Here is a 12,997-nt window from a genome sequence, read left to right as displayed (position 1 = left end):
TTATTGGACCAGCGATGCTTCACGAGCCGAAGCGCGTGCCGAGCGCCGGCTGCCGGCGAGCAGGACGGTGTGCAGTTGTGCGCCGAACGCACGAACACGCTCCATCACCGACTTGTTGCGGCGAACCAGGAAGTTGTAGCCAAGCACTGCCGGCACGGCGACGGCAAGGCCGATCGCGGTCATGATCAGCGCCTCGCCCACCGGGCCCGCGACCTTGTCGATCGAAGCCTGGCCGGCGATACCGATTGCCGTCAGCGCGTGATAAATCCCCCACACCGTACCGAACAGACCGACGAACGGCGCGGTCGAGCCAACCGTGCCCAGGAAAGCCAGGCCGTCTTGCAGACGGTTCGACACGTTGGTGATCGCACGCTCGACCGATGTATCGATCCACGTGTTGCGGTCGACGGCTTCGAGCAGTGCTTCGTCATGATGCTCGCCTGCCTCGATGGCCGTTTCGGCGATGAAGCGGAACGGCGACGATTCGTCGAGCAGCTTCGTGCCTTCAACCAGCGACGGCGCGGTCCAGAGTTGTTCGTCGGCGCTCTTCGCACGACGGTTCGCGCGGAACTGCTCGAGGAATTTCGTGATCATGATGTACCAGCTACCCATCGACATGAGCACCAGCAGAATCAGCACGAAGCGTGCAACGAAGTCACCGTTCTTCCAGAGCGCGCCGAGACCGTACGGGTTGTTGACGGTTTCGGACGTAGCCGGCGCCGGTGGCGGCGTTGCTTCATCTGCGGCCGGGGCGGCCGTTTGCGGTGCGGCGGTGGTGGCAGCGGCAGCGGCCGACGCGCTCGCGTCGCTCGCTTGCGCGTGGGCCATTTGCGGTGCCACAAAGGTATCCACCGTGGTTACGGCGAACAACATGGTTGCCGCCAATGCGGCGAGAGTACGCTTCTTCATGCCTGCTCCAAGTTCATTAGTACAACTTCTAAACCAAGACTGATAAATCGCTACCGGTACCGAACAGCCCGTGGGTTTCAGTTCAGGTTAAACGAGAACGGAACTTGCACACGGACAGCCTGGCCTTGGGAAACGCACGTGAACTGCTTGACCGCGTTGAAGGCCGCACGATCCAGTGAGGAATCGTCCGCCGACTTGGCAACACGTTCATTCGTAATATGGCCCTGCGGGTCGACTACAAATTCAATCAGCACATCACCCGTCACGTTGTTCTCCTGCGCTTCCTTCGGGTAGCGAATCGACGAACGGATCTGATCCGAGTTCGGGCACACGACCCCTACTTCAGCGCTCACGGGCTTGCTCGGCGCAGGCGGCGCCGGCGGTGCGGGGGGCGCGACAGCGGGCGCCGATACGACCGGTGCGGCCTGGTGCGTGATGGTCGGCTGGGGCGGCGCTTGCACCTGCACTTCCGGCGGCGGCACGAACGGCGGCGGCGGCGGTGCGAACTTCGGCGGCGGCAATTGCACGGTAGGCAACGGCGGCGGCGGAGGCGGCTTCACCGGCTCGATGATCTTGGTTTCGATAGGATGCTGGATGACCTGCACGACCTTGGTGGCAAGGCCATTGATGAGTGCATAGATCAGCACGATGTGCAGGAGCAGAACAACTGCGATGCCGCCGAAGCGGCGTACTGGATTTTGCTGCTTGCGCCCAAACTCACGCGGGCGTCCTGGCCTCTCCATACGGGCCGTTGCTGCCGGAAATTGCCCTTCGACTTTCGTACCCACCTTTACTCCTCCGGCGTGAACCGTCCATTTCTGTCACTGCAGTGCGCTTACATACGGCAAACAACGTTCACTTCAGACAATCACACTCATCACCCATGTCCTTGATTTGCAGTCCAAACTTTGTGCTGCAATGCCCAACCCTGGTGCAATGGCACGGGTACGGCTGTGAGACACCACGACGGCACTTCACACCAGGCGAACGCCCATCTAAGTAGAACTACTAATGGATAAAATTCGACCCGCCCATTTCGGTCTGGCATGAACATGCTGAAGACAATTTGATCGAAGCGCGCTGCGGCTCGTGAACTTTTTGCGCGTTTGTCACCTGCATTTCATGGGAGGCAACAATAGCAGGACAAAAAATACGGGGTCAAACTTTTTTTGATGGGAGCATACTAAGTTTAGAGAGAACACTCTAACTATTGCCCTATTCGCGTCGCTCTAAAAGAATAAGCGCGTGTCGAACAGATGCGAGCGCGCCTTTCGTGGCTCGCCAATTGGGATGCAGCCGCTATTGCGGGCTTCCATGGCACGCGATGAACTGCTGACGGGTTACTGGCGATACGTGGCGCAAAAGCCTGCTGGGTGTGCGTTGCGCGAGGGCTGCGCGGCAACCTAGACGGATCCCGAACAGGTCACCCAACGTACGTTTCAAGCGCTGACCAGAGGTCTGCGTCAAGGGCGGGAAGATAGCAGAAGAAAAACACTGTTTCCAAATCTTTTTAGCGGTATTTACGACACTCTAAATATACATTTCAATTACGCCATTTATATAATTACAAATTAGTTTCAATCAATTACATATAGCCGACGTTGACGATAATGCCCGACTCGGGCATGCCGGGCGTCTCGACAACACGCGTCCATGGAACCCCAGTGGCCAGTTGGCTTAAGCGTGACCCGCCACGTGCTGCTCTCCAGACCGGACGAACAAACCGGAGCGGCGCAAAGCCGACTGCGCCGCTCCGATGCTTCAACCGTTGGTTCCTTCGCTCGCGACGACTGCGGTGTCGTTCCGCGTACGCGCGAGCACGGGACGCAAGGCCGCACCGGTGTGACTCGCCGCAACACGGGACAATCCTTCGGGATCCGTAGCAGCGACAATCGTGCCACCACCCACACCACCTTCCGGACCGAGGTCAATGATCCAGTCCGCCTCGGCAATCACGTCGAGATCGTGTTCGATGACGACGACACTATGACCACCATCCGCGAGACGATGCAGCACGCGAATCAGCTTCGCGACGTCGGCCATATGCAAACCGACAGTCGGTTCGTCCAACACATAGAGCGTGTGCGGCGGCTTCTGACCACGCCGCGTGATGTCGTCACGCACCTTGCTTAGCTCGGTGACGAGCTTGATACGCTGCGCTTCGCCGCCCGACAAGGTAGGCGACGGCTGACCGAGCGTCAGATAGCCGAGCCCGACATCTTTCATCAATTGCAATGGATGCGCGATGTTCGAAATCGGCGCGAAGAACTCGACGGCTTCGTCGATTTCCATGGTCAGTACGTCACCGATATTCTTACCCCGCCACGTAACCGCCAGCGTCTCGGGATTGAAGCGCTGCCCGTGACAAGCGTCGCACGGCACCTTCACGTCGGGCAGGAAACTCATGCCGATGGTGCGCACGCCCTGCCCTTCGCAAGCGGGACAGCGTCCTTCGCCGGTGTTGAACGAGAAACGCGATGCTGTGTAGCCACGCGCGCGCGCTTCGAGCGTGCCGGCGAACAGCTTGCGGATCGCATCCCACACACCGATGTAGGTCGCCGGACACGAGCGCGGTGTTTTGCCGATCGGCGTCTGATCGACTTCGAGCACACGGTCGATGGTTTCCCAGCCGGTGATCGCATCGCACCCTTGCCAGGCATGTGTGACGTTCAGCGGCGCTCGCGGCGCCGTGCGCGCCAGCACGCTTGAGCGCCGGTTCGCCGCCGGCTGGGTCTCGGCCGCCGCACGCGCACGCCGTGTGGCCGGCGACGACAGCACCGAGCGCCCCACCGCATCCAGCAGATTGGCCATCAGCACGTCGCGCGCGAGCGTCGATTTGCCCGAACCGCTCACCCCTGTCACCGCCACCAGCCGTGAAAGCGGAATGCCGACGGTGACGTTCTGCAGGTTGTGCAGCTTGCCGCCATGCACCGTCAGCCAGTTCTCCGGCACCGCGGCGGCGCGCTTCGTCGGCGCGGCCACCTCGCGGCGCGGCTGCAGCGGATGCACGATCGGATTGGCGAGAAACTGCCCGGTCAGCGAATCGGGCTGCGCCGACAGATCGGCCACGCTGCCCTGCGCGACCAGCGTTCCGCCGCGCTTGCCCGCGCCCGGCCCGATATCGATGATGTGATCGGCACGCCGGATCGTGTCCTCGTCATGCTCGACCACCACCAGCGTATTGCCCTTTTCGCCCAGCTTGCGCAAGGCATTGAGCAGAATCTGGTTGTCGCGCGGATGCAGGCCGATGGTCGGTTCGTCGAGCACGTAGCACACGCCTTGCAGGTTGCTGCCCAGTTGCGCGGCGAGCCGGATGCGCTGCGCTTCGCCGCCCGACAGGCTCGGTGCCGCGCGATCGAGGCTCAGATAACCGAGCCCGACTTCTTCCAGAAATTGCAGGCGGCTGCCGATTTCGCTGACCACGTCGCGCGCGATTTCCGCGTCCCGACCGCTCATCTCCAGGGTGTCGATCCATGCACGCGTATCGGACACCGTCCATTGCGCTACGTCGACGATGGCCTGCTCGCCGAAGGTGACTGCGCGTGCAGTTGGGTTCAGACGCGTGCCGGAGCAATCCGCACACGGTTCGTCGACGAGGCCCTCCGGTTCCTGCTCCTCGGAAGGCAAGCTCTGCTCGCGGCCGCGGTTGTCGTCGACGATCACGGTGTCGTCGTAGGCCGCGCGTTGTTCGCGCGTCAGTGCGAGGCCCGTGCCGACGCATGTCGTACACCAGCCATGCTTGCTGTTGTACGAGAACATGCGCGGGTCGAGTTCGGGATAACTCGTGCCGCATACCGGACAGGCGCGCTTGGTGGACAGTACCTTCACCGCGCCGAGTTTCGCCGTGGGACGGCCGCCGCTGATCGCGTCGTGCAAACCGTCGAGCGGCGCCAGCAGATGCATGACGCCCTTGCCGATTTCCAGCGTCTGATCGAGCGCCTGCCGCAGTTCCGCTTCCTTATCCGGCGATACGACGAGGTCGGTCACCGGCAACTCGATCGTGTGCTCGCGGAAACGATCGAGCTTCGGCCACGGGTCCACCGGCACGAACTCGCCGTCCACACGCAGATGCGTATTGCCGCGCGCTTTCGCCCACTTCGCGAGATCGGTATAGACGCCCTTGCGGTTCACGACCAGCGGCGCGAGGAAACCGACGTGCTGCCCTTTGTGATCGCGCAGCAATTGCGCCGCAATCGATTCGACGCTTTGCGACGTGACCGGCGTGCCGTCGTGGATGCAGTGCTGCAGACCGAGCTTCACATACAGCAGACGCAGGAAGTGCCACACTTCGGACGTAGTCGCCACGGTACTCTTGCGACCGCCGCGCGACAAACGCTGCTCGATCGCGACGGTGGGCGGAATGCCGTACACCGCGTCGACCTCGGGTCGACCGGCCGGCTGCACGATGGACCGTGCGTATGCGTTTAGCGATTCGAGGTAACGGCGCTGGCCTTCGTGGAACAGAATGTCGAAGGCCAGCGTGGACTTGCCCGACCCGGAGACACCAGTAATCACGTTGAATTTGCCGTGCGGAATATCCACATCCAGCGATTTCAGATTGTGCTCGCGCGCATTGACGATGCGCACCACGTCCTCGCCTTCGATCGCCCGCCGCGCACGCGCCGCGCTCAACGCCCTTTGCAACGGCACACCCTGCGATTCCGGTTCGGCCGCCGCGTTCATGGCGCGGTCGTATTGCAGCAATGCCTCGCCGGTATGCGATTCCGGACAAAGTTTGACGTCTTCCGGCGTGCCCGCGCACAGCACCCTGCCACCGCCGTCGCCGCCTTCGGGACCGAGGTCGATCAGCCAGTCGGCAGCACGGATCACGTCGAGATTGTGTTCGATCACGATCAGCGAATGTCCGCTCGCCAGCAGCTTGCCGAACGCCTGCATCAGTTTGGCGATGTCGTCGAAATGCAGGCCGGTGGTCGGCTCGTCGAACATGAACAGGCGTTTTGCGACCGGCTGCTTCGCGCTGCGCGCGGTGCGCGCCTGTGCTGATTCCGCGAGGAAGCCGGCGAGCTTGAGCCGCTGCGCTTCACCACCGGATAACGTGGGCACCGGCTGGCCAAGCTTCACATATTCGAGACCCACGTCGACGATCGGCTGCAGCACGCGCAATACTTCGGCATCCTTGGCGAAGTAGGCGGTGGCTTCGCTCACCGTCAACTCCAGTACGTCGGCAATGCTCAACGCACGCGCCGGTTCGCCGCGCTCGATTTTCACTTCGAGCAGCTCCGCGCGATAACGGCGCCCATCGCAATCTGGGCAGCGCAGATAGACGTCGCTCAGGAATTGCATTTCGATATGCTCGAAGCCCGAGCCGCCGCAGGTCGGGCAGCGCCCATCGCCGGAGTTGAAGCTGAACATGCCGGGGCCGTAACCGCGTTGCTGCGCGAGCGGCGCCTTGGCGAAGAGCTTGCGGATTTCGTCGAAAGCACCGACATAGCTGGCCGGATTCGAGCGCGCGGTCTTGCCGATCGGCGACTGGTCGACAAATACCACGTCGGTGACCTGGTCGGCGCCGGTCAGGCTCCTGAACGAGCCGGGCGTTTCGGTGGCGAGACCGAAATGCCGCGCCATGGCCGGATACAAAACGTCCTGCAGCAAGGTCGACTTGCCGGAGCCCGACACGCCCGTCACGCAGACAAGCCGCTGCAGCGGGATCTCGACCGTGACGTCGCGCAGATTGTGTTCGGTTGCGCCTTCTAGCACGATGCGCGGCGTGCTGTCATCGACCGGACGTTGTGACCAGTGCGCCGCGTCCGCCACATGTCGGCGCCCACCCAGGTACTCACCAGTCAGCGTGCCAGAAGAGCGAATCGCCTCAGGCGCGCCGTCGTAAATAATCGAACCGCCCCGTTCGCCTGGCCCCGGACCCATGTCGATCAGCCGATCCGCCGCGAGCATCACCGAGGGATCGTGTTCGACCACCACCAGCGTATTGCCCGCATCGCGCAACCGATGCATCGCCTCGACGATCCGGTTCAGATCGCGCGGATGCAGGCCGATGCTCGGCTCGTCGAGCACGAACAGCGTTTTGGTCAGCGACGTGCCGAGCGCCGTGGTCAGGTTGATCCGCTGCACCTCGCCGCCGGACAGCGTGCGGCTTTGCCGGTCGAGCGTCAGATACCCAAGGCCGACGTCGCACAGATATTTGAGGCGCGTGCGTACTTCGGCGAGCAACAGCTTGAGTGCGTCGTCGAGCAAGGCGCTAGGCAAGCTGATCTCGTCGAAGAAACGCCGGATGCGCTCGATCGGCATCAGCATCAGATCGTGCACGGTCAGACCCGGCAAGGCTTCGAGTTGTGCACGCTTCCACTCGACGCCACGCGGCATGAAGCGCTTTTCGGCCGCCAGCACCTCGTCCGCATTCTGCTTGCTGCCGAGGCGCCACAACAGCGATTCCGTTTTCAGACGCGCGCCGCCACAGGTCTCGCACGGCGTATAGCTGCGGTACTTCGACAGCAATACGCGGATGTGCATCTTGTACGCTTTCGATTCGAGATACTCGAAGAAGCGTTTGACGCCGTACCAATGGCTTTGCCACTTGCCGTTCCAGTCCGGCGAACCGTTGATGACCCAGTCGCGTTCGGCGTGAGTCAGCTCGCCCCACGGCGTGCCGCGGCGGATATCGGCTTTCGCCGCGTAGCGCATCAGGTCGTCCTGGCATTCTTTCCAGGCCGGCGTTTGCATCGGCTTGATCGCGCCGTCGCGCAGCGTCTTGCGCGCGTCGGGAATCACCAGACCGAGGTCGACGCCGATCACGCGGCCGAAACCGCGGCAGACTTCGCACGCGCCGTACGCCGAGTTGAACGAGAACAGCGCCGGCTGCGGATCCGCGTAACGAAGGTCGCTCTCCGGGCTGTGCAGACCGGTGGAGAAACGCCAGATTTGCGGCTCGGCTTCTTTGGCTTCCGGTGCCTCGGGCGCGGCCGGCAGCACGTAAATATTGACGCGGCCGCCGCCGCGCTTGAGCGATGCCTCGATCGCTTCGACCACCCGTTGCTTGTCGACCGAACTCAACCGGAAGCGGTCAGCCACCACGTCGAGCAGCTTGCGCTTGCCGGTGGGTGAGTCGACTTCGCGCTGCGCCTGTACACGCGTGTAACCGCTCGCGGAGAGCCATTGCTCCACTTCCTGCTCGGACGCTGTCTCCGGCAACTCGACCGGGAACGTGACGACCAGCCGCGGATCATGCTCCGCGGTGCGCTCGAGCAGTTCGGCGTAGATCGTTTCGGGCGTGTCGTGGCGCACCTGCAGCGCGGTCTTGCGATCGAACAGTTCGGCCGCGCGCGCGTACAGCAGCTTCAGGTGATCGTTGAGCTCCGTCATGGTGCCGACGGTGGAGCGTGAACTGCGCACCGGGTTGGTCTGGTCGATTGCAATGGCGGGCGGTACGCCGTCGACCCGGTCGACTTGCGGCCGGTCCATGCGATCGAGAAACTGCCGGGCGTAGGCGCTGAAGGTTTCGACGTAGCGCCGCTGCCCTTCCGCGTACAACGTGTCGAACACGAGGCTCGATTTGCCGGAGCCGGACGGCCCGGTGACGACTGTCATTTCGCCGGTTCGTACATCGAGATCGACGTTCTTCAGGTTGTGCTGGCGCGCGCCGCGAATGCGGATAATTCCGTTAGATGCCAATTTTTCCGACCGTCTGAATGAGTGGACCACCTCTCACGGACGCCTCGCGACCGCGCAAGTTCGGGATACCAGGCTGGCGGAACGACACGCCAAAGGCCGGGTTGTAGGGGGATACTATACTGTATATTTATACAGGTGCGACCTGAAGGTCGCTATCGCAACTGTCTTGCCGATAGCAATCGGACAAGACCTGCTGTTCTGCCAGCAGTAGCCTACTCGATCGTGCGTCGCCGGTAACGGCGGGGTGCGGAGCATCGAGGACACCAACCGGGGTCGAGAGACCTAGTCCGAGCCGTGAGGCAGAGGCGACACCTGCAAGCATCAATGCGGGAGCTGGAAGGGCTCGGGTGGCATGGTTAATGAAAGTGAATTCTCGCAAGCGTCGTGAATACAGTCCAGCCAAAGACGCTGTCAGGCTGAGGGCAAAAGCTATGCGATCGGGTGCGGACAGTCTGTTATGGACGCACGCAGAACATTGTGTCGCCGGCGTAAAGAGGGAACCGTCGCCATCCCGTTGCGATAGCGGAACAGGGTAAGCCCATCTCGCCGCCCCCTGGGCAGGCCGACCGCAAGGAAAGCTGTTGGCGGAGTGGGTAAAGGAGGTTGGAGAAAGCGAATGCCGGGCTGTAATGGCGTGGATACGGGTTGAGATATTACCCGACACGAAAGTGGGCAGACTTCCAACTGGTCTCTCATCACGAGATAACCGGCATGATCCTTGAGGGCTGGAAAGCAAATGAACGGGCAGTCGACGTGTGCACTGGCCGACCACGCACTGTCGTGGCACAGCATTGACTGGGCCAAGGCATATAGCGTGGTCAAAAGAATGCAGGCGCGTATCGTGAAGGCAACCAAGGAAGGCCGCTGGAACAAGGTGAAAGCCTTGCAACGGTTGCTGACCTGCTCGTTTCACGGCAAAGCTTTAGCCGTGAAACGCGTGACGGAAAACCAGGGCAAACGTACCCCGGGTGTAGATGGCGTGCTGTGGTCTACCCCGGATGCCAAATACGAGGCAATAGGCTCGCTACAGCGACGCGGCTATAAGCCGCTGCCGCTTAAACGGATCTACATTCCAAAAAGTAACGGGAAGCTGCGCCCGCTGAGTATCCCGACGATGCAGGATCGGGCGATGCAGGCGCTTTACCTGCTCGCGCTCGACCCTGTGTCGGAAACGATATCCGACGCGCAGTCCTATGGATTCCGCAAAGAGCGATCCACGCACGATGCGATAGCACAATGCTTCCTGAACGCGCGATACCACGGCAACCCAAAGGATCGGGGCGCACGAGTATCAGCTCAGTGGATACTCGAAGCTGACATCCGCGGCTGTTTCGACAATATCGACCACACGTGGCTTTTACAGAACGTGCCAATGGACACGGCTGTGTTGAAGAAATGGTTGAAGGCCGGTTACTTGAAGGATGGCACCCTCGCACCGACTAACGATGGAACGCCGCAGGGCGGTATCATCAGCCCTGTACTGGCAAACCTGGCTTTAAACGGGTTGGACAATGCGTTATCGTCCGCCTTCAGGAATGCGTCACAGCGGGCTATCAACAAAGTCAACATGGTGCGATACGCCGACGACTTCGTCATCACTGGGGCAAGCCGGGAGGTGCTGGAGGAGAAGATCACTCCAGTCGTCACGGCCTTCCTTGCTTCACGAGGGTTAGAGCTTGCTCCAGAGAAGACGAAGATCACTCATTTGACTGAAGGCTATGACTTCCTCGGCCAGCACATCCGGCGATATGGCAGCAAACTGCTCATCAAACCGGCGCGCAAGAACGTTCACTCGTTCCTACAAAAGGTCAGGAGTCTGATTCGCAAACTGATGGGCGCCCCGCAAAGGCAACTCATCGATACTCTCAACCCGGTCATCACTGGTTGGGCGATGTACCACCGGCACATCGTAGCGAAGAAAACCTTCAGTTATGTGGACAGCCAAATCTGGTACGCGTTATGGCAATGGGCGCGACGACGCCATCCGAAGAAACTGGGACACTGGGTGTACCAGCGTTACTTCCACCAGTTCGGGCTGCGGCACTGGGTGTTCGCCGCACGCACGGACGAAGTGGATGACACTGGCTCCCCGATCTACCGGGAGCTTCGAAAAGCGTCGGCCACGCCGATTGAGCGGCACCCGAAGGTCCAATCGGACGCCAACCCTTACGACACCGAGTGGTTCACGTACTTCGCGCAGCGCGCTGCGATCCGAAGCCGCAAGTCCCGCTCCCGCAGAACGTTACCCAAAAGCAACGCGCATGCGGTCGTCTGGCCCTAACGCCGGTACACATGCTGGTCGAACGTCGTTGACCGGGTTGGCATGAGCCAGCCTTATTGAGGCTTGAGCCGTATGCGGGGAAACTCGCACGTACGGTTCTTAGGGGAGGACGCGACGGCAACGTCGCGTCCTTACCCGACTTTTCCATGACACGGCACGACTGCGCGTTCGCAGCGCCTCGGGCCAGGAATGGCGGCGCCGAGCGCGCCCCGATCGGCCGACCAGCAAGCGATGTGCCGTTTCAGAGGAACCGCGCAGTCGTCAGGAAATGGCGGCGGCGGGAGGGAAATGCAAGGTTTTCCGGCGCAGCGCGGGGCCGCGCGCAAGCCGGAACCAGCCGGGTCTGCCCGACCCTAGCCGAAGACGCTTTCCATGTTAAACCGGCCCATCACCGGCTCCGCCGGTTCCGAAGCGGCCTGCGCCACTCCGCTTCCGCCCAGCGCGTAAGCCACGCAGCGTTTTGCCAGCACCTCGGTCGGATCGACAAGCTGCACCACCAAACCATCCGGCCGCTTCAGCGTCGAACCGCGCAGCAGCAGCGGCAACTCGGTGCAGCCCAGCACGATGACCTGCACGCCTTGCGCGACCAGATCATCCACCGCAGCGGCGAGGTCGTCACAGCACTCACCCGACGTGTAGCCCGCCTTGGCGCCACTCGGCCCATAAATCGCGTTCATGAGCCGGGCCTGGGCGGTCGCGGCTGGCGCGATCTGCACGAAGCCGCATGCTTCGAGCGCCTTCTCGTAGACCCGGCTCGCCAGCGTGCCCGAGGTGGCCAGCACACCGACTTCGCGCAGGCTCGGGAAAGCCTCGCGCAGATAATCGGCGGTACAGGTCAGCATATTGACGATCGGAATGGTCAATGCCGGCTGAATCCGATCGACGAACGCATGCGCCGTATTGCACGGAATCGCGATGAGATCGGCGCCGCCCTCTTCGAGCGTCTTGCATGCGGCATAGAGCGCGAGCGTCGGATCGTCGCCGTTGCCGAGCAGCGCTTCAGTGCGATCCGGAATCTGCGGATTCTGCTCGACCATTACCTTGATGTGGTCCTGATCGCGGGCGGCCGGCGTGTTGCTCACCAGTTTCGCCATGAAATCGACAGTCGCCGCCGGGCCGACACCGCCCAGCACGCCCACCTTGAAACGCCGCTCCGGCTGCACATATTGCGCCGCTGCGACGTAGCGCGCGTAGACGAGATTGGTATCGACGAAAGGCACTTCCAGCGTGCCGAGTGCGCGCGCCACCAGGGGGATTTCGGCGAGTCCGGGTACGATGATCTCCGCGCCTTGCGCAATGAGGTCCGCGCAAGCGGTGCGCAACAACTCGACTGGCCGGCCGTACAGATGCCCGCATTTGATGCCCTGGTCGCCGTACACGGCGCTCGTTACGCAATCGACGCCCGCTTCGTCACGTGGATGCAGCACGTCGAACCGCGCATTGTCGAAATAGCGTTCGAAAAGGCCGTGGCGGCGGATCGTGCCGGAAGTCAGCACGCCGATACGGCGGACCGATGGGAAAGCCTGTCGCACGTGCGCTGAGAGCGCAGCCATGATGTTGGCGATCGGCGGCGCCACGTTCGCCGAGAGTTCGTCGATGAAGGTGTGGCTGAGGAAGCACGGCAGGACGATCGCGTCGACACCGCGTTTCTCGAAGGCGCGAATCGTGTCGAACACGTGGATCTTGAATGGCGCGCTCGCGGCGCCGGGCGTCGCCGGTCCTTGCCACGAATGCTGCTCGAGGATGAAGTCGAACGGCTTGGCCGCGCCGGGCCGGCGCCAGGCCGCGGTCATCCTGCTCAACACGTCGACGCTTGCGAGCGGCGACGCGCCCGTCACCACACCCAGCGAACGATGACGATACATGATGGCTTTCCCCTGTCGTTTTTTCAGTTCGCCTTGATATTAGGATGCTTTCGGGGATTCAGGATGTTGTTAATCACGAAATAGCGGGTTTATGCCTGGCTGAGTGCTTACTGAAGGTTTTCCTGCGGTGGCGCCTGTCCGTATTTTGTAATGGGCTGATTGGTGTTGCTCTTGTTCGGGGCATATGGAACTCAGTTGCCTGCGCGGCGCTTGTTGTCAGTGTTCTTAGGGCTTTGGCCGTTCCTTGATTTGTTAGTGGTCTATTAGTGTTGCCCCTGTGCGGGGCGGCACCTAC

At 61.8% G+C, this 12,997-nt stretch carries 5 protein-coding genes; 1 reads left to right on the top strand and 4 read right to left on the bottom strand.

The window, feature by feature from the left end:
- From M0D64_RS38490 to uvrA, 3 genes are all read right to left on the bottom strand, one after another.
- A complete protein-coding gene (locus M0D64_RS38490; RefSeq protein ID WP_266261510.1) occupies positions 1–909 on the bottom strand; it encodes a MotA/TolQ/ExbB proton channel family protein in 909 nt (302 codons plus the stop codon).
- Positions 910–986: 77 nt separating this feature from the next.
- On the bottom strand, positions 987–1,652 hold the full coding sequence (locus M0D64_RS38485) for an energy transducer TonB (RefSeq protein ID WP_154564285.1): 666 nt from the start codon (positions 1,650–1,652) through the stop codon (positions 987–989).
- A 1,018-nt stretch (positions 1,653–2,670) separates the two neighbouring features.
- On the bottom strand, positions 2,671–8,556 hold the full coding sequence (gene uvrA / locus M0D64_RS38480; RefSeq protein WP_266261509.1) for an excinuclease ABC subunit UvrA: 5,886 nt from the start codon (positions 8,554–8,556) through the stop codon (positions 2,671–2,673).
- A 736-nt stretch (positions 8,557–9,292) separates the two neighbouring features.
- Between uvrA and ltrA the strand changes: the two genes are divergently transcribed.
- Positions 9,293–10,837 carry a group II intron reverse transcriptase/maturase gene (ltrA, locus tag M0D64_RS38475; RefSeq protein WP_054043695.1) on the top strand — a complete coding sequence of 515 codons (1,545 nt, stop codon included), beginning with the start codon at positions 9,293–9,295 and terminating at the stop codon, positions 10,835–10,837.
- Between the two features lie 353 nt (positions 10,838–11,190).
- Here the strand turns inward: ltrA and M0D64_RS38470 are convergent, their stop codons facing one another.
- Positions 11,191–12,702, bottom strand: a complete 1,512-nt coding sequence (locus tag M0D64_RS38470) for an aspartate/glutamate racemase family protein (RefSeq protein ID WP_266261508.1) — start codon at positions 12,700–12,702, stop codon at positions 11,191–11,193.
- Positions 12,703–12,997: the final 295 nt, after the last annotated feature.

Origin of the sequence: Paraburkholderia sp. WS6 (assembly GCF_030464835.1) — a bacterium.
Classification (GTDB): domain Bacteria; phylum Pseudomonadota; class Gammaproteobacteria; order Burkholderiales; family Burkholderiaceae; genus Paraburkholderia; species Paraburkholderia madseniana.
Note: the sequence above shows the minus strand (reverse complement) of the source record. Positions and strands in the feature narration are given on the sequence as shown.